16 protein-coding genes and 1 tRNA gene are annotated in these 19,324 nt (G+C 28.1%); 7 read left to right on the forward strand and 10 right to left on the reverse strand.

Translation table 11 applies throughout. The features are described 5' to 3' along the window. Nucleotides 1-48 precede the first annotated feature (48 nt). Nucleotides 49-777 carry a YaaA family protein gene (locus tag O6B72_RS04420; RefSeq protein ID WP_258298494.1) on the reverse strand — a complete coding sequence of 243 codons (729 nt, stop codon included), beginning with the start codon at nucleotides 775-777 and terminating at the stop codon, nucleotides 49-51. 79 nt (nucleotides 778-856) lie between these two features. Next, nucleotides 857-933: transfer RNA gene (locus O6B72_RS04425), tRNA-Arg, on the reverse strand. 133 nt (nucleotides 934-1,066) lie between these two features. Between O6B72_RS04425 and O6B72_RS04430 the strand changes: the two genes are divergently transcribed. Genes O6B72_RS04430 through O6B72_RS04440 form a run of 3 tightly spaced genes read left to right on the forward strand, consistent with a single transcriptional unit; the run spans nucleotide 1,067 to nucleotide 3,486 of the window. Next, entirely contained in the window at nucleotides 1,067-2,533 is a 1,467-nt protein-coding gene (locus O6B72_RS04430) for an acetyl-CoA carboxylase subunit A (RefSeq protein WP_018713063.1), read from the forward strand. 3 nt (nucleotides 2,534-2,536) lie between these two features. Continuing rightward, on the forward strand, nucleotides 2,537-2,752 hold the full coding sequence (locus tag O6B72_RS04435; RefSeq protein WP_244078743.1) for a hypothetical protein: 216 nt from the start codon (nucleotides 2,537-2,539) through the stop codon (nucleotides 2,750-2,752). Nucleotides 2,753-2,754: 2 nt separating this feature from the next. Beyond that, on the forward strand, nucleotides 2,755-3,486 hold the full coding sequence (locus tag O6B72_RS04440) for an arginyltransferase (protein WP_258298493.1): 732 nt from the start codon (nucleotides 2,755-2,757) through the stop codon (nucleotides 3,484-3,486). A 94-nt stretch (nucleotides 3,487-3,580) separates the two neighbouring features. Here O6B72_RS04440 and mog read toward each other — a convergent pair whose 3' ends face one another. Genes mog through O6B72_RS04470 form a run of 6 tightly spaced genes read right to left on the reverse strand, consistent with a single transcriptional unit; the run spans nucleotide 3,581 to nucleotide 11,119 of the window. After that, nucleotides 3,581-4,117, reverse strand: a complete 537-nt coding sequence (gene mog, locus O6B72_RS04445) for a molybdopterin adenylyltransferase (protein ID WP_258298492.1) — start codon at nucleotides 4,115-4,117, stop codon at nucleotides 3,581-3,583. Nucleotides 4,118-4,125: 8 nt separating this feature from the next. After that, entirely contained in the window at nucleotides 4,126-5,802 is a 1,677-nt protein-coding gene (locus O6B72_RS04450) for an AAA family ATPase (RefSeq protein WP_269492340.1), read from the reverse strand. Continuing rightward, nucleotides 5,765-7,009 (reverse strand): tRNA (N(6)-L-threonylcarbamoyladenosine(37)-C(2))-methylthiotransferase MtaB, encoded by a 1,245-nt coding sequence (gene mtaB / locus O6B72_RS04455; RefSeq protein WP_269492380.1) that lies wholly within the window; start codon nucleotides 7,007-7,009, stop codon nucleotides 5,765-5,767. Before mtaB ends, O6B72_RS04450 begins: the two co-directional genes overlap by 38 nt. After that, nucleotides 7,009-8,673, reverse strand: coding sequence for a mechanosensitive ion channel family protein (locus tag O6B72_RS04460; protein WP_269492341.1), 1,665 nt, complete (start codon nucleotides 8,671-8,673; stop codon nucleotides 7,009-7,011). Before O6B72_RS04460 ends, mtaB begins: the two co-directional genes overlap by 1 nt. Beyond that, complete coding sequence (aroB, locus tag O6B72_RS04465) at nucleotides 8,670-9,692, reverse strand: 3-dehydroquinate synthase (protein ID WP_269492343.1); 1,023 nt, start codon at nucleotides 9,690-9,692, stop codon at nucleotides 8,670-8,672. Before aroB ends, O6B72_RS04460 begins: the two co-directional genes overlap by 4 nt. 11 nt (nucleotides 9,693-9,703) lie before the next feature. Further along, complete coding sequence (locus O6B72_RS04470; protein WP_018713071.1) at nucleotides 9,704-11,119, reverse strand: hypothetical protein; 1,416 nt, start codon at nucleotides 11,117-11,119, stop codon at nucleotides 9,704-9,706. A gap of 36 nt (nucleotides 11,120-11,155) precedes the next feature. On the opposite strand from O6B72_RS04470, the gene tgt reads away from it, so the two are divergent. Next, nucleotides 11,156-12,274, forward strand: coding sequence for a tRNA guanosine(34) transglycosylase Tgt (tgt, locus tag O6B72_RS04475; RefSeq protein ID WP_269492344.1), 1,119 nt, complete (start codon nucleotides 11,156-11,158; stop codon nucleotides 12,272-12,274). A 115-nt stretch (nucleotides 12,275-12,389) separates the two neighbouring features. Here tgt and O6B72_RS04480 read toward each other — a convergent pair whose 3' ends face one another. Then, the gene (locus tag O6B72_RS04480; protein ID WP_269492345.1) at nucleotides 12,390-14,966 is read right to left on the reverse strand and encodes a hypothetical protein; all 2,577 of its coding nucleotides are present in this window, start codon (nucleotides 14,964-14,966) and stop codon (nucleotides 12,390-12,392) included. Nucleotides 14,967-15,178: 212 nt separating this feature from the next. Here O6B72_RS04480 and groES point away from each other — a divergent pair, with 212 nt between their 5' ends. The 3 genes from groES (at nucleotide 15,179) to O6B72_RS04495 (ending at nucleotide 17,851) form a co-directional block, all read left to right on the forward strand. Then, complete coding sequence (gene groES / locus O6B72_RS04485; protein WP_101636668.1) at nucleotides 15,179-15,448, forward strand: co-chaperone GroES; 270 nt, start codon at nucleotides 15,179-15,181, stop codon at nucleotides 15,446-15,448. 14 nt (nucleotides 15,449-15,462) lie between these two features. Further along, a complete protein-coding gene (gene groL / locus O6B72_RS04490; RefSeq protein WP_269492346.1) occupies nucleotides 15,463-17,103 on the forward strand; it encodes a chaperonin GroEL in 1,641 nt (546 codons plus the stop codon). Between the two features lie 91 nt (nucleotides 17,104-17,194). Further along, nucleotides 17,195-17,851 carry a metallophosphoesterase family protein gene (locus tag O6B72_RS04495; protein ID WP_269492347.1) on the forward strand — a complete coding sequence of 219 codons (657 nt, stop codon included), beginning with the start codon at nucleotides 17,195-17,197 and terminating at the stop codon, nucleotides 17,849-17,851. An 83-nt stretch (nucleotides 17,852-17,934) separates the two neighbouring features. Here O6B72_RS04495 and hcp read toward each other — a convergent pair whose 3' ends face one another. Then, the gene (hcp, locus tag O6B72_RS04500) at nucleotides 17,935-19,263 is read right to left on the reverse strand and encodes a hydroxylamine reductase (RefSeq protein ID WP_269492348.1); all 1,329 of its coding nucleotides are present in this window, start codon (nucleotides 19,261-19,263) and stop codon (nucleotides 17,935-17,937) included. Nucleotides 19,264-19,324: the final 61 nt, after the last annotated feature.

Genomic DNA, 19,324 nt, shown 5'->3' on the forward strand with positions numbered 1-19,324 from the left:
TATGTATTGTTTTTATCTACATACATTTTTTATAAGCTTAAATATAGCTTAGTTTTTAATTTCAAAAATAAATTCTTGTCTGTTTTTTATCTCTTGAATTTCTGATAAAATCAACCCATTTATATTTATATTTTTAAATTCATCAATACTTTTAATATTGTTTTTTGCCATTTCTTTTAAGATTAATCCTCGGTAATGTTTTGCATAATGGCTTATAACTTTGCCATCTTTTATAAATTTAAGTGTAAAGAAAGGCTTTTTTATAGTGTAAAATTTCTCATAAAACGAAGCTCTTAAATCTAAAATTTCATCATTTTTTAAATATTCATCTAAACTACTTGAAAAGTTATCTTTATAGCATTTTTCAATGTTTAAATTTGGTAATTTTGCACCTTGTTTTAGTTTATAATCAGGTAAAATATCACTAGCTTTTATAATGCCAAATAAATTTGAAAAAATTAACACATTTTCATCAATATAATGTTTATTTTCTAAATTTTTATAGTCAAGTGATTTGTAGGCAACTCCATTATATCTTAAAATAGCTTTTATTCCATTTTTTTCTTTAAATGAGCTTTTATAGTGGTTTATCAAATTTTTATCTTTCAAGCCAAAAAATTGAGATAATTCATCGATATTTAAAGAATTTATATATTTTTCATATATTTCTAAGACAAATTTTCTTTTATCGTTTAAATTTGGGAAAATAAAATTTCCAACATTTTCACTTCCTTTTGCTTGGTTTTTTGACTCACTTGGCGAAAATAAAATTTTCATTATCTTTCCTTATATAGTGATTTAATTTTGACATTTATAAGTCTTAAAGGTGCCATTTGATCGTATTTTATTAATAAAATGGTACGCCCTAGAAGATTCGAACCTCTGACCTTTTGAACCGCAATCAAATGCTCTATCCAGCTGAGCTAAGGGCGCATAGATAATTGAAAGAATTGTATTTTACACAATATTAACTTAAAATAAGCAAAATTCAGAAAAATCACTAAATTTATCATATTTTTAATCTTTTTTTACTAATATATAGTGTCAAATTTAAAAAGGTTGGATTATGATACATAAAATTCTTATTGCAAACCGTGGAGAGATAGCTGTTAGAGTTATTAGAGCATGTAGAGATTTACATATTAAAAGTGTTGCTATTTATACAAAGCCTGATTTTTCATCATTACACGTAAGGATAGCCTCAGAGGCTTATGAAGTTGGTGAGCATCCGCTTGAGGGCTATTTAGATCCTCAAAGGATAGTTGAAGTTGCAAAACACTGTGGTGCAGATGCGATACATCCAGGATATGGTTTTTTAAGTGAAAACTATGAATTTGCAAAAGCTGTTGAAGATGCAGGACTTATTTTTATTGGACCAAAACCAGATATTATTAGAAAAATGGGTAATAAAAATATAGCTAGATATTTAATGAAGAAAAATGGTATTCCGGTTGTGCCAGGTACTGAAAAGTTAAATCATGAAAATATTGAAACCATAAAAAGATATGCTCAACAAATAGGCTATCCAGTTATTTTAAAAGCAAGTGGCGGCGGCGGTGGAAGAGGTATTAGAGAGGTCCATAAAGAAGAGGATTTAGAAAGACTTTTAGAAGACTGTAAAAGGGAAGCAAAAGCATTTTTTAATAGTGATGAAGTTTTTATGGAAAAACTTATAATAAACCCTCGCCATATAGAATTTCAAATTTTAGGTGATAATTATGGAAATATAATTCATCTAATGGAAAGAGATTGTTCTATTCAACGTCGTCATCAAAAAATAATAGAAGTTGCACCAAGTCCAACAGTAAGTGAAAATTTAAGAAAAACTATGGGTGTTACAGCAGTTGCTGCTGCAAAAGCTGTAAATTATACAAATGTTGGAACTGTTGAGTTTTTATTAGATGATTATAATAATTTCTATTTTATGGAGATGAATACTAGAATTCAAGTAGAGCATGGTATAACAGAAGAAATTACTGGAGTTGATCTTATAGTAAGACAGATAAGGGCTGCAGCTGGTGAGATACTTGATCTTGAACAAAGTGATATAAAAGCTCAAGGATTTTGTATAGAGGCTAGAATTGTAGCAGAGGATGCCTCAAAAAACTTTACTCCGGCTCTTGGAAAAGTAACTGGATATTATCCTGCCTTGGGACCTTCTGTTAGGGTTGATAGTCATTTATATAGAGATTACAATATTCCTCCGTACTATGATTCACTTTTGGCAAAACTTATGGTAAGTGGTACAAGTTTCGATTTGGTTGTTAATAAATTTGAAAGAGCTTTGGATGAATTTAGTATAGAGGGCGTTACGACAACACTACCTTTACTTCTTGCAATTAGTCAAAGTAGGGAGTTTAGAAGAGGGTTTTTTGATACATCATACACTGATAAAAATCTTCCAATGCTTTTGGAAAAAATGCAAATTTATAAAAACAAAAAGAACAAGTTTAAAAAAGAAGATGATTTAAGTATGGTCATAGTTGAAGCTGTTAAGCGTTTTGAAGAGGATTTAAAAGAAGAGGAAAAATAAAATATGAATGATTTTTTTAATGATTTAAAAAATATAAAAAAAGATATGCTTAAAAATAAAGCTTTAAAACAAAATGCAAAAGAAATAACAGAAAAAATAAAATCAGAAGATGATGAATTTAAAGTTGAGTTTGATAAAGAAAGCATTAAACAAAGAGTAAAAAGACTTCAAGACGAGTTTTTAGAATATGCAAAAGATGAAAATATAAAAAAGATTTAAATTTGATAAATATCACTCCTTTTTGTTCTTTAGAAAGTTTATGTCCTTATTTAGGAGATAGGCCTAGTAGGACTGAGTATTTATATATTAAAGGATGTAATAAATCTCTTAATTCAATTTTAGTAAAGCGTGGGTATAGACGATTTGGAAGATATTTTCAAAAGCCAATTTGTGCAAATTGCAATGAGTGCATAAGTGTTAGAATAGATGCTTTGAAATTTAAGTCAAGCAAAAGCCAAAGAAGGGTGATAAGAAAAAATCAACATATAAGATTTGCCTATCACACGCCTTTTGCAGATGAAGAAAGGGTAGAGCTTTTCAAAAAATATCATAAATTTAAAAGTCTTCAAAGAGAGTGGAAGTATTATGATATAAATGTTTATAAATATTATGATTTATACATTTTAGGATATTCTGATTTTGGTAAGGAAATATCATATTATGATGAAAATGGCAAGCTCATATGTGTTGATTTAGTTGATGTAACAGATGATGGATTGAGCTCAGTTTATTGTTATTACGATCCAGAATATTTAAATTTAAGTCTTGGTAAATTTTCACTCTTAAATGAGATAGAAATAGTTAAAAAACTAAATTTAAGGTGGATTTATCTAGGATATTATGTAAAAAATTGTCAAAGTTTAGAGTATAAAAAGGACTTTTTACCGCAAGAAAAATTAAAAGAGTATGTAGATTTTGACAAAGAGCCGATTTGGGAAGAGTTTAAAATTTAAAATATTTTTTTATATAATAATTTTTTAAAAATGTTAGTATTTAAAATTTTAATTTAAAAATAAATAGTAAGTTTTTTAAACTTGCTATTTAATATTATTTTTTAATTCCACTTTTTGGTCGAAAAACTTTCATTTTTGACTCATCTGTTTTTATATAGTTTCCACCTATTAAATCAACGCAGTATGGAATAGCAGGAAAAACAGGCTCTAAACACTCTCTTATTGCCTTTGGCTGACCTGGAAGATTTAAAATAAAACTTTTATTTCTTACTCCTGCTGTTTGTCTTGAAAGTATTGCTGTTGGAACAAATTTTAAACTTTCCATTCTCATTAATTCTCCAAAACCAGGTAGTACTTTATCACAAATCGCTTCTGTAGCCTCAGGTGTAACATCTCTTAAAGCTGGGCCCGTGCCACCTGTTGTAAAAACTAAATCACAATTTAGCTCATCGCAAAATTTAATCAAATTTGATTTTATTAACTCAAAATCATCAGGTATGACTTCATAAAAAAATTTAATCTCATTAGTTATCCACTCTTGTAAAATTTCTCTTATGGCATTTCCTGAAATATCTTTATATTCACCTTTGCTAGCTCTATCACTAAGAGTTAAAATTCCTATTCTTATCATTATTTTCCTTAATTGTTATTTTCTTTTAAAATATCTCTTATTGTTTCTTTCGAGATAGTCTCAAATGCAAAAAGATGTTTAGTTATTTCAAATAAAGGCTTTTGCATAGTACTTAAAAACTCTTTAATCTCTTTTTCATTTTTATTTAAAATATTTAAAATTTCATTTTGGTTTGGCACAATAAATTCACCCATAGAGTATTCAAAAATCATCTTGTGGGAAAGCTCAAGTGCTTTTTTAATGTCAGATTTTGAGTTATTAAAACTATCATTTTTATAAATTTTAAGAGCATTTACGCCACTTAAATAAACTTTTAGTCTGTTTTCTAAGATGCTTTTTGAAACTATTTCTTCATCATCTTTTAAGAAATCATCTTCTAAAAGGTTTGTTTTTTCAAACTCTACACCAAACCAATATGCACTAATTGCCTTTGCTGCTTGATAAAGGGCTTGAATTTCTTTTTCTTTTTCACTTAAAATTAACTCTTTTTTCTTTCCAAATAAAACTTTATTTTTTGTTTTTACAAAGTCATTAAATTCTAAAATTTCACTTTTTCTTTTTAGTGCGTTAATCATAGCTTCATTTACAAATGTAGCAAGTCCAGCGCCACTAAAACCTACACTTATCCTTGATAATTTACTTAAATCAAGATCAAATTTCTTGCCTCTTAAATAAATTTTTAAAATTTCAATTCTATCTTTATAGTTTGGTAGTGAAATAAAAACTCTTCTATCAAATCGCCCAGGTCTTAAAAGCGCATCATCAATCATCTCTATTTTATTGGTTGCACCTATTACAATAACGCCTGAATTTTCAATAAAGCCATCCATTTCGGTTAAAAGCTGATTTAAAGTAGCTTCTCTTTCATCATTTCTACCTTCGCCTCTACTTTTTCCGATAGCATCAATTTCATCTATAAAAATAATTGATGGAGCATTACTTTTAGCATTTGCAAAAAGTTCTCTTACTTTTTTTGCACCAACTCCAACATACATTTGGGAGAAATTTGCTCCACTTTCATAATAAAATGGTACTCCGGCCTCACCAGCAATTGCTTTTGCTATTAGCGTTTTTCCAACTCCTGGAGGACCTGCCATTAAAAGTCCTTTTGGTAAATTTATGCCAAGATTTTTATAAATTTTAGGATTTTTTAAAAAATCAACTATTTCAATGATTTCATCTTTTACTTCGCTAATACCAGCAACATCATCTAAAGTTATATTTGAAATAGCAGGTTTAAAACTATTAAAAAACTCTATATTATCATTTGCTTCAGCTTTTTTAAGCTGTGTTTTTAGTGATTTTTTTTGTCTAAGATAAAAGTCTAGAATGATGATAAATAAAAAAGATATTAAAAATAAAACTATCATTTGCGATAAAAATGAAGTTTCATCTTTTTGATAAATTCTCGTTTGTTTATAAAGTTCTTTTAAATTGACAGCCTCTTTTAATACTACATATTCTTTGCCATCAAGCTTTAAATATACTTTATTGCCATCAATTTTTGCTTTTTGAATTTTATTGCTGTTTAAAATTTGATTGTATTCATTAAAATTTAAATAAACAGGTCCATTTCTAAAATAAACAAAACTTAAAAGTCCTATTAAAATAAACAGAAATATCAGTGTAATATTCAGTTTATTTAACTTAAAAATTCGTAAAATTTCCTCTTTTTTCAATCTCATATTTCTTTACCTTTATCCAGTTATGAGTAAGATCTTTATCGCTTTTTATGTAAATTTTATTGTAGTATTCATCAAAGCCAGTAAAAAAATCTCCGTTTTTTTGTTCAACTAAAACATTTAATTCATTATAGTGTTTTTTTCTAAACTCAAAGTTATTTTGCTCTACGATATCTTGTAAAGTTTTTAATCTTTCTTTTGCTATTTTTCCATCAACATCTATTTTTAAAGTTGCTGAGTGTGTATTATCTCTTGGTGAGTAGACAAAAGCATGAATGTGTGTTAATGGAAAGCTTTTAAAATTATTTAAAGCTTCAAGCCAAATTTTATCACTTTCTCCAGGGTGACCTACGATAAAATCAGTTCCTAAAGCATATCCTTTGCTAGCAAGCTCATTAAAAAGCTCTATATCCTTAAAAGCTTTGTTTCTTCTTCTCATAATTTTGAGCATAGTTTCTGATGTATGCTGAAGTGCAATATGAAGATGTTTTTCAAGCCACTTTTCATTTAAAAGCTCTTTAAACTCATCATCTATTTGTGATGGCTCTAAACTCCCAAGTCTTATTCGCTCGATGCCATTTATTTGGCTTAATTTTTTAAGAAGTTTTGCAAGACTTGTTTTTGTATCTTTGCCGTAACTTCCGATATTTGTTCCTGTTAGGACAATTTCACTAAAACCATTGTTTGCCAAATTTAAAACTTCTTTTAATATTATAGACTCATCTTTGCTTCTAGCATGTCCTCTAACACTTGGAATTATACAGTAGCTGCAGTTAAAATCACAACCTTCTTGTATTTTGACAAAAGCTTTTGTATATTTTTTAAAATTTTTTACTATACTATTTTGACTTTTATTTATATCTCCAAGATCTATAAATTTGATATTTTTCTCTATGATTTCAGTGATATTTTCTTTTTTTGAAGATCCAAAAACCCCAAAAACTTTTCCATTATCAAAAAGTTCTTTTCCTCTACTTATTGCACCACAACCTGTTAAAAAAACTTTTTTACCATTTTTATTAGCTTTATTTATATAATTTCTTACATCACTATCTGCACCATTTGTAACGGTGCAAGAATTTACTACTATTACATCAGCTTTTGTTTCATCATCGCAAATTTCATGATTTTTAAGTGAGTTTTTCATAACTTCACTATCATATATGTTTGTTCTGCAACCAAAAGTTTTAAAGTAAATTTTCAAATTTATTATCCTTTGTTATTAAACTCTTTATTTTTAAGTTCTTCATTTAAAGCTTTTTTTATCATCTCTTTTTTACTTTCTAAAAGATCTTCTTTTCTAAAAAGTAAGGTTTGAGTTGGGTATGCTATTTTAATATCGTCTTCTTTTTCGAAAGCTTCTAAAATTTCACCAGAAATTGTGCTTCTAAGTCCTAAAGTAGCGTAAGAATCGGTCATATACCAAATACTTATTAAAATACCATATGGTTCAAAAAAATGAAATATCCTTGGTTCAACACTTGGACTTTTTATACTATATTGAGTTCTTAATTTATTCATCTGTTTTTTTGCTATATCTGTATAGCCTTTTGAGTATTGTCTAGCTATATTTTTAACTATGTAAGTTGCTTTTTTATAGTTGCTATCAAAAGTAAGAAGTATGTCAATGCCGTCCCAAACTGTTTTCATACCGCTGTGAGTGTAGTTTGATATTAGTTCAGTAAAAATATAATTATTTGGTACAAAAATAATTCTTCCAGCTCTTCTATTTTCTCTTGTAGTCATTGTAACATCTTCATAAATTGTCATTCTAAGAAGTGAAATATCTATGATGTCTCCAACATAAATTTCACCATTTGCCTTTCTTGCTTTTATTCTATCACCAACTCTAAATGTTCCGCCTATCATTATAACGCCCCAACCAAGCATACTCATAAACATATCTTTCATGGCAATCGCAAGACCAGCTGATGCAAAACCTAAAACTGTTACTAAATAAGAAACATTGTCAATATATGCAAAAATTAAAATTAAAATAATTAGTGTAAAATTTAAAAAATTTATAAATTTATTTGCCATATATGATCGTTCGTTATCTTTTATTGATTTTTTAACTATAAATTTAAATATAAAAGATAAAAGAAGTATAAAAATAATCCAACCCGCAATACTAAAAGCTCTTTTAAGTTGAATTTTAATATCGGATCTTACTAAATTTATTCTATCATCAATCCTTTTTCCATAAACATCATATGTTGTTTTTCCAAGACTTTTTGCTGATTTAAACTCAGTTATTGTAAAATTTAATTCACTTAAACTTTTAGTTGTATTTTCATCATTTGGAATATATGAATTTATTGTCATTAAAATATCATTTTTTTCTTTTAGTTTCTCTACTAAAGTTATAATTTGATTAAGTTTAGATTTATACTCGTCTTTTTGTGAATTTAATTGCTTTATATATGAAAGCCCCGATAAAATAGTAAAAGGAGTTGATATTTTTTTGTACTCAGGTATATCTTTTGTTTCAAGAAGCCTAGAAAAAGGCATACTTTCAAATTCGCTTAATAATAAGATTTGCTCATCATAAATTTTAATATCATCAAGTATAGTTTCTCGTTTATCTTTATTTCTTATATTTTTAAGCTGTTTTTCAAGCTCATTTCTCTCTTTTATAAGCTTTTGATAACTTAGATGATTTTGATATTGAGTAAGCCAAATATTATCTTTTATAGTTTCGTTTATGTTTTTTAAATCCTTTTGCAAATTTTCAATGATATTTTTAGTAATATTTGCTTCTTTTGTTTGTGCCAAGTCTAAATTTGTCAAATTTTGATCCAAGTTATTTTCGGTTTTATTTACATCAGCAAAAATAGCTACAAAACTTATGAATAATAAAAATAAAACTCTCATTTGAACTCTTTTAAAACTTCTAAAACAATATCTTTTTCGATATCATCTTTTATAATAAAATTTCCGATACTTTTTGGAAGTATAAATTTTATCTTTCCAATATTAGTCTTTTTATCTAAGAAAAATAAATTATAAAAAAGATTTTCATCTTCTATTTTATAACTAATAGGAAGGTCAAATTTCATCAAGGTTTTTTTAATCAAATTTAATTCATTTATATTAATTAGGTCAAGCTTATAGGCTAAATGATTTGCCATATTCATTCCAATTGCTACAGCTTCACCGTGAAGATATTTTTTATAATTTGTTTCGTTTTCTATAGCGTGAGCAAATGTGTGACCATAATTTAAGACTGCCCTTATGCCACTTTCTTTTTCATCAAGGCTTACAACTTTTGCTTTTATTTCGTTGCATCTTTTAATTATATAGCTTAAGTCCAACTCATCTTTTATAAAAAAATCAAATAAATTTTTATCAAATGTAATAGCCATTTTTATAGCTTCGCTAATTCCAGCACTAAATTCCCTTTTTGGAAGTGTTGATAAATATCTTTCTTCGCAATAAACTGCAATCGGCTGATGAAATGAGCCAATTAGATTTTTACCAAATTTATTATTAATGCCTGTTTTTCCACCAACACTTGCATCAATTTGAGCTAAAAGTGTAGTTGGGATATTTATAAAATTTATTCCTCTTTCGTAAATACTTGCTGCAAAACCAGTTATATCACTTACTACACCTCCACCAAATGATATAAGTGTGCTTTTTCTATCAAGTTTTGCTATAAAGAGTTGTTCTAAAATATCATTTAAAGTTTTAAAATTTTTATATTCTTCACCATCAGGAATTGAAATTATATGCAAGTTGTCGCATTTTATCTTCGGAAGTAAATCTTTTAACCAAAGTCCAGCAACTGTTTGGTTTGTAATGATTGCTACTTTTCCTTTTAAATTTATTTCATCTAGCTCATTTATAAAAATTTTATAACTATTTTCTTTTAAATCTATATTGATTGCCACTTTTTTACCTTTTAAATTTCATAAAAATCTGGGATGAAAAGCTGATAATTTTGACTTATTGCAAAATATAATTCATCTAAATCCTTACTAAAAACAGAGGTTGGTTTCCTATGTAAAACTTTATCATTAAATGGGACAAAATGCAAGAAATTTTCTTCATTTTTTAATTTTAAAAATGGATTTTGCGCATCATCTTCTATTATAAAAAGTTCTTTTTTAAAAAGTTCTGCTAGGTCTTTATATCTAGCTATTAACTCTTGATTTTTTTCTTGTGCATAATAGTGCAAATAAACATCAAGTCCAAGTTGTCCACAAAGATCAAAAACAACACTTGCTTCACTTGCATTGCTTTTATCGCTCATTAAAACAACACCTTTTTTAAGATCTTTTACATCGCCTTTTCCAAGTGTTAAAACAGGAACCTTTAGCTCATACAAGCTTTTTTTATGTTTTTCGAAAAATGCATTATCTGAAATAACCATACCAACTTTATGTTTTACAATATCACTTTTCATAACTTCTGGACTATTTTTTGAATACTCTATTAAAATTTCACAACTTTCATCATCATCAAGTTTTTTTATTTCTTCAAACATTTTCGTTAAAGTAGGGTTTATAACCCTTATATAAAGTTTGTGATTTGTGACAGATTCGTTTAGATATTTTACATTTTTAATTATTTTTTCAAAATCATCTTGGCATAAGTTTATCATATCTACTATCAAGTAGAAATTTATTCCAAAAGGAGATGGAAACTGACCTTTTGACTCTTTTATGGCTTTGTAAACATCTTGCAATACATTTGGCTCGCCTACAACAAGTAGCGTGTCATTTGGAAAAATCATAGTACCAAATTGTGCTGTAATAGCTTTATTATGTCTATAAATCATCGGTATTTTAAACTCTTTTTGAGTACTAAAAAGTCCAATTTTTTTATACGAGAAAGAACTTCCTATTGGAACTTTAACTTCCATTATTTCGCCTTTTCCAAGCCCTATACTGTCAGCTAAAATAGGGTGATCTGGAAGATAGCCAATAAGTCTTGAAGTAAGAATTGATAAAGCATCTATTATTTTAGTGTGATTATCATCATCTATTTCGTCTAAAAGCCCCCATTTATCTAAAAGATAAATTTCTTTATTCTTATCTATTTTTCTTAAATTCTGATATACACTAAAAGTATCAATTTTTTCATCCATTATAACCATAAAAATATCAAATTTTTCATGTATGCCAAGTCTTAATTTTTCAAAGCTTGTTGGATCAAATCTTTGAATTGTTATATTCTCGCCTTTTAGCTTTTGGCTTATTGTAATGTCTTTATAGCTTATTATTGTATATTTATGTTTTAATGTTTTAAGCTCTATGATAGTTTCTAAGAAATATTTAGCTAAAATGCCATCAGCAATGATTAAAATATTTTTCATTCTTTACTCCAAAATTTAAAAGGATATTATAGCAAAATGGAATTTAATATAGATAAAATAGATGGCAATGCAAGGGCTTGCACGATAAAAACAACTCATAGCACTATACAAACTCCTATTTTTATGCCAGTTGGCACTGTTGGAGCAGTAAAAAGTTTAGATGCATTTGATTTAATGCAAACCTTAGATGCTAAAATAATTTTAGCAAATACCTATCATATGTATCTTCGCCCAGGTTCAAAAATAGTAAAAAATTTTGGCGGACTTCATGGTTTTACTAAATTTAATAGAAGTTTTTTAACAGATAGTGGTGGATTTCAAGCTTTTAGTTTAAGTGATATTTCAAAACCAGATGAAAATGGAATTAAGTTTAGATCTCATATTGATGGAAGCAAACACTATTTTACTCCTAAATCGGTTCTTGATACTCAATATGATTTAGGAAGCGATATTATGATGATTTTAGATGATTTAGTAGGACTTCCAGCAACCAAAAAAAGAGTTGATGAGAGTATTAAAAGGACTATTAAATGGGCAAAAGAGGCCATTGATTATCATAAATTAAACCAAAACAAAGGAATTGGTATAGGTCAAAATCTTTTTGGAATCATTCAAGGAGGAACTGATTACGAAGCAAGAAAATTTTGTGCTCAAAAGTTATGTGAAATGGAATTTGATGGACTTGCTATTGGTGGACTTAGCGTTGGAGAAAGCAATGAGGAGATGTATGATACGGTTGAAGGAGTAATGCCATTTATTGATAAAAATAGACCAAGATATTTAATGGGGGTAGGAACGCCTGAGGATTTGATAGAAAACATAGAAAGAGGCGTTGATATGTTTGATTGTGTTATGCCATCAAGAAATGCAAGAAATGGGACTTTATTTACAAGTTTTGGAAAAATAAATATCAAAGGTGCTAAATTTATAAATGACCATGAGCCAATTGATAAAGCATGTAATTGTCATACTTGCAAAAATTATAGTCGTGCATATTTAAACCATCTTTATCGCTCAAAAGAACTTACTTTTTACCGTCTTGCCACGCTTCATAATTTACATTATTATTTAAATTTGGTAAAAGATGCTAGAGAAGCAATTTTAAAAGGAAAATTTAGCGAGTTTAAAAAAGAGTTTTATAGTTTAAGAAGTTAGATTTTTGCATCTAAAGAAATGACTTTGTAAGTTTTATAAATTCTTAAAATTCAAAAATAAAAAATTTAAAATTAGAGTTTTAAAAGACAGAGTTTTTTCTCTGCCTTTTTTTGTTTTAGAAAAAGCCTTTTAAAAGATTTTTAACTCCATCTTTTAGTGAATCTTCTTCTCTGTTTTCATTACTATTTAAATTATTATTAGCATTGTCTTTTTTGCCACCCAAAAGCTTATCAAGCCCCTTATCTATGGCTTTTTCAAGCTTTTGTTCTAAATATTTTGAGCTAACATTTACTTTTGGATCTTTTGTAGTTCCTGTAACATTAGCAGCAATATCTGTTTTTTCCACATTTATTAAAACTGGGATATTTATTTTTGATGTTTTTGTATCAAGAGTTCCTTTTGTTACATTTAAATCCATTTTAGGAGCTTTCATTTGAGATTTAAACTCAACTAAGCCTTGATTTATAACACCTTTTACATAAGAGTCATTAAAAATTTCTTTTGTTATATCTTTTTGGGTTGCTATGCTTATAGCTGTTGTTAACTTACTTGGAGTTAAACGACCATCGTTTATGTCAACATTAAAATCTCCTTTTTGAGCTAATGTGTTATAGTTAAACACCAAATCACCAATCCCCTCATAAAATTCACCAAAATCAAGCATATGAGTTAGTTTTTCAATTTTAAATTTGTCAAAAGTTGCTTTTAAATTTTCATTTGTTAAATTTGCTTTAAAATTTCCATCAAAAAGATTAGAGTTTGCAGTTGCAACTAGATTTTTAGCATCTTTTTTGATTTCACCATTTAAACTAACACTTCCTATCATCTTTTTTCCAGTGGCAAAAGCTAGTTTTGATAAGTCATTTACAAAAGCTTCATAATTTGCATTTAAAGAGTTTTTATTTATATCAAAGCTTCCATTTAGCTTTTTCAAATTTGCTAAGTCTGAGTTGATAACTGCGTTAAAATTTGCTATGGAATTTGCTATGTTTATATCAGAATTTGCATTTAGTTTTATATTTTTTGGAAACTCTTTATTTAGCATTTTGCTTAGTTCTTTATCATTTAATACGCTATTTGATAAATTTATATTAGCAGTTCCGTTTAAATTTTTTATATCAATGCTTGAAAGGTTAATTTTAGCTTTTAAATCTCCACTTGCAAGAGGATTTTGACCGATTAAAGCAAATATATCATTTAGTTTTAAGTTATTAACATCAGCGTTTAAATTTAAACCGTTTGAACTGGCTTTGATTTCTCCACCTAAGGTATTAACATTTAAATTTAGACCTTTTAGGGCATTGTTTTTCATGTTAACATCACCACTAGCTTTTAAATTTCCTTTTAAAGTTTGCTTTGTAAATTCCTTTAATTTGCTTAAATCATCAATACTAGCCTTAAAATCAGCCTTTAAGTCTTTTTCCTTTAAATTATAAATAGCTTTTAAATTATCAATTTTAAATAAATTTGATACTAAATTTGAAACTGAGTTTACAATTCCATTTTCTATTAAAGTTTTTGATGCAATTTCAAAATTATTATTTTGTGGAAAATCTAAATTAGTCATTTTTTTAAGCTCTACTGGATTTATTTTACCATCCATTACATTTAAAATTGCACTTCCTTGAATATTGTTAAAATCATAAACATCATTTATTTTTATTTCACCATTTATTACGCCACTTACAGCTTTTGGCATTGATGCAACTCCCATTAATTCAGCTATTTTAATTGAGTTTATCTTTGCATCTAAAATTTTATCTTGTAAATTTGCATCAACTTCTCCGCCAAACCCAACTAAATTAAACTTTACAAACTCAGGCTTGTTATCAACAACTTTTGTAAAACCATCAACTTTTAAATTTCCATTAAGTTTTTGCTTTGTGAATGGTTCTAAATTTGCCAAATCCAAAATATCAAGGCTAAAATCACTTTCTAAATTTTTGTTATCTAGATTAAATTTAGTCTCTTTTGCTTCTATATTTGCTAATTTTGAGTTTAAATTTGAACTTGCTGTAATGATATTATCTTTTAAAGTAATATCTGAGTTTAGATCTAGTGCGATATTGTTTGGAATTGTGATGTTTTTATCTTTTAAGCCATCTTTATTAATAGCTAAATCATTTGATGTGATATTTGCTTCACCAAAACCGTTTTGTATATTTGCAACTGCGTTTATCTTTCCAGTTAAAAAAACTGGTTGGTTTGCTATCTTCATAGCTTTTTGTACATTTAGCCCTTTTGCATCTAAATCAACATCAAAAGGCTTAAGGTCTTTTAAAACAGCTAAAAATCTAACATCACTATCAAGTATTTTACCAACACCATTTGCGCTAAAATCTTTCATTTTTCCTCTAATTTGACCATTTAAACCCATAGGTTCATCAAGCTTAATTTTAAAGCTATTTAAATTTTGAACATCAACACTGTAGTCTAGGTCAAAACTTTGTGAAAAAAGCGAATATTTACCTTTAACATCAGCACTTATTTCACCATTTATAATAGCACTTATATCAAGGCTTTTAAAATTTAGATCAAATTTTGTAAGTTTTAAATCAAATCCTGATTTATCTTTTACAGTTTTTTCAATATAAGGTTTTACTAAGTTATTGCCAAAACCTGTAAATAATAAGCCGTATAAAACAACTATGATAAGTATTAAAAAAATACCCAAATATTTGAGTAACTTCATACTTTACTCCTTTTTAAAATTAAATATTAAAAATTATATCTTATTTTGGTAAAGAATTAGTTAAGTTGTTTTTATATAAAAAGCTGAGTGTTAAAGACTAAAATATTATGATAAAAATATAGATAAGTATTGACATGTTTTAAAAAATTGATTATAATTTCATCACTTTAAAACTTAGAGTGCTAAAAAATATAACACAAGAAAGGAAAAAAATGAATTTTCAACCATTAGGAAAACGTGTTTTAGTTAAACGCGAAGAGGAGACAAAAACAACTGCTACAGGTATTATTATACCAGATAATGCAAGCAAAGAAAAGCCATCAAGTGGCGAAGTTGTCGCTGTTGGATGCGATGAAGAGTGCAAGGCTATAAAAGTTGGCGATAAAGTTGTTTTTTCTAAATATTCAGGAAGCGAAATTGCTCTTAATGATGAAAAATATTTAGTTTTAAATTTAGAAGATGTTCTTGGAATAATTAAATAGATAAAGGATAAATAATGGCAAAAGATATAATTTACTCAGATGACGCAAGAAACAAACTTTATGAAGGTGTAAAAAAATTAAACGACGCTGTTAAAGTTACAATGGGACCAAGAGGAAGAAATGTTTTAATTCAAAAATCTTTTGGTGCCCCAGCTATTACAAAAGATGGCGTAAGTGTTGCAAAAGAAGTTGAACTAAGTGATACATTAGAAAATATGGGTGCAAGCCTAGTAAAAGAAGTTGCTAATAAAACAAATGATGAAGCAGGTGATGGTACAACAACAGCTACTGTTTTAGCCCATGCAATTTTTAAAGAAGGATTGAGAAATATAACTGCTGGAGCTAATCCAATTGAAGTAAAAAGAGGAATGGATAAAGAAGCTGCTGCAATTATAGAGGAGCTTAAGAAAATTTCAAAACCTGTTAAAGGAAAAAAAGAAATTACTCAAGTTGCAACAATTTCAGCAAATTCAGATGAAAAAATAGGAAATTTAATTGCTGATGCAATGGAAAAAGTTGGAAAAGATGGTGTTATAACCGTTGAAGAAGCAAAATCAATAGATGATGAACTAAGCGTAGTTGAAGGAATGCAATTTGATAGAGGATATTTAAGTCCTTATTTTGTTACAAATGCTGAAAAAATGACAGTTGAGTTAAGCAATCCTTATATTTTATTATTTGATAAAAAAATTACAAATTTAAAAGATTTATTACCAGTTCTTGAAAAAGTTCAACAAAGTGGAAAACCTCTTTTAATTATTGCTGAGGATATTGAAGGTGAAGCTTTAGCTACTTTGGTTGTTAATAAATTAAGAGGTGTGTTAAATATATCAGCTGTTAAAGCTCCTGGATTTGGTGATAGAAGAAAAGCAATGCTTGAAGATATTGCTATTTTAACAGGTGGAAATGTAGTAAGTGAAGAGCTTGGAAGAACACTTGATAGTGTAACTTTAGAAGATTTAGGTGAAGCAGAAAGCATAAATATAGATAAAGATAACACAACTATTGTAAATGGAAAAGGTGATAAAGCTGCAATTGATGCAAGAATCGCTCAAATAAAAGCACAAATAATAGAAACAACAAGCGATTATGATAAAGAAAAGCTTGAAGAAAGGCTTGCTAAATTAAGTGGTGGTGTAGCTGTTATAAAAGTAGGTGCTGCAACTGAAACTGAAATGAAAGAGAAAAAAGATAGGGTTGATGATGCACTAAATGCTACAAAAGCTGCTGCTGAAGAAGGTATAGTAATAGGCGGTGGAGCAGCACTTGTTTGCGCAAGTAAAAAAGTAAATTTAAATCTTTGTGGTGATGAAAAAATTGGAGCTGATATAGTAAGAAGAGCTTTAGTAGCTCCACTTAGACAAATAGCTTCAAATGCTGGATTTGATGCTGGTGTGGTATCACATGAGATTATGAATTCAAAAGACGATGAATCAGGCTTTGATGCAGTTAGCGGAAAATATGTAAATATGTTCGAAGAAGGAATTATTGATCCTGTTAAGGTATCAAGAGTTGCACTTCAAAATGCAGTAAGTGTTGCAAGTATGCTTCTAACAACAGAGGCTACAATTAGTGATATAAAAGAAGATAAACCAGCAATGCCAGATATGAGCGGCATGGGTGGTGGAATGGGAGGAATGGGTGGAATGATGTAGTTTTAACTACTATCAACCAACCTATTTTTCTTATTTGGTGTGAGAGTTTTACTCTTGCACCGCTCTTCTTTTATTTTTTGATGGTTTTATTTTGATTTATTTTACTTCTGATTTACATTTTGGGCATAAAAATATATTAAAGTATTGTCCAAATTTTAGGAATTTTCAAAGCGTTGATGAGATGGATGAGTATCTCGTATATTTATGGAATAAAACTGTAACGCCTGATGATGAAATTTATAATTTAGGTGATTTTTCATTTTACAATAGTGTTGAAAAAATAAAGCAAATTTTAACAAGACTCAATGGCAAACACAGTTTAATCCTTGGAAATCACGATAATTTAATAAATGAAAATAAAGACTTATTTAAAAACAGATATAAAAATGATGGAAATTTGCTTTTAGAAGAAATTTTAAATTATAAAAAATTAAGCATTAAAATTAATGATATTAAAGAAAATTTTATTTTATTTCATTATCCAATTTTAGAATGGGATAAAAAAGATCATGGAAGTGTTTTGCTTTATGGGCATTTACATAATAATTTGGCAAGCATAAAGGGTAGGGCATTAAATGTTGGATATGATTTACACGGCAAAATTTTAAGTGTTTATGATGTAATTGAGTTTGTAAAAGATGTAAAAACTTTAACAAATCACCACTTATCAGGAATGTTTTTAGAAAATCAAAATTTAGAAGATATAAAAAATTTAATTAAAACAATTATAAAAAAGATAAATAAGTAAAACAAAATTACAAATTCACAAAGATATAATGCGTATAAATTTACGCATTATATTATGTATTATTCTAAATTTAAGCTATACTGTTAGTTTTTCAAAAATTTAACTAGGTCTGCTTTGGCATCACCACTTATTAAAGATAGATTGAAATTTTTCACTAAAAAATCAAGTATTTCGTCATTTATAAACTTAGGTAAACTTGGTCCTATATGGATATTTTTAACGCCTAAATACAATAACGCAATTAAAATAATAACTGCTTTTTGTTCCATCCACATCAAAACTATGGAAATTGGAAGATCGTTTATAGCTATTCCTGTCGCCTCGCTTAGTGCTGTTGCGATTTTAACGGCACCGTTGCTGTCGTTGCACTGCCCTAAATCAATATATCTTGGAATTTTTGTGCCTTCTATTAAGCCAAAATCAACATCATTAAATCTAAATTTGCCACAACTTGATGTTAAAATTACGCAGTCTTTTGGCAGACTTAGAGCCAAATCCCTATAGTAATTTCTATCATTTCCAGGTGCATCACATCCTGCAATTACAAAAAATCTTCTAATCTTACCAGAAGTTATAGCTTTTAAAATTTCATCGGACATATTTAAAATGCTCTTATAATGCCCACCAGTTACCAAAGTAGCATCACTTTGAAAGCCACTTATATCATCACATTCTAAAGCTTTATTAATTAGTGGTGTAAAATCATCATTTTCAATATGCCTAATTCCATCTGTTCCAGCGATACTATAACCAAAAAGTCTATCTTTATACTCGCAACTTTTTCTAAGTGGAACTATGCAATTTGTTGTCATCAAAATCGCACCTTTAAACTCATTAAAAAGTTTTGTTTGATCAAACCACGCCTTGCCAATATTCCCCTTTAAATGTGGATATTTTTTAAGTTCTGGATAAGCGTGAGCTGGCAGCATTTCAGAGTGGGTGTAGATATTTATACCTTTATTTTTAGTAGCATCAAGCAATTTTTTTAAGGCAAAAAGGTTGTGTCCGCTTACTAAAATAGCTTTTCCACAAGCTTTGTTTTGTGTGATTTTAACAGGTGATGGAATGCCAAAAGCATTAGTATGAGCTTGGCTTAATATATTCATTATTTTAACTCCTGCCTCACCAACTTTTAAAAGTTGTTTGATATGCTCATCAAAATTAAAATTTGAATTTGTCAAGGTAAAATAAAGCGTATCAGCTATGACTTTATCAACTTCGCTTGTATTTGCACCAAGTTCGTTTGCGTGGTGACGATACGCACTCATTCCTTTTAATCCAAAAATCATCATATCTTGCAAATTTGCTAATGTGCTATTTTTACCACAGGTACCTTTGCTTTGACCTTTTGAGCCACAGCCATTTGGAGCACTCATTTCACATTGATGACAAAACATTTCTAAATCGCTCATCTGTTCTCCTTTTAAATAAAATTAAACAATAATATATTAAAATTTTTGTTAAGTCATTGAC

It is taken from the genome of Campylobacter ureolyticus (assembly GCF_027277485.1).
GTDB lineage: Bacteria > Campylobacterota > Campylobacteria > Campylobacterales > Campylobacteraceae > Campylobacter_B > Campylobacter_B ureolyticus_B.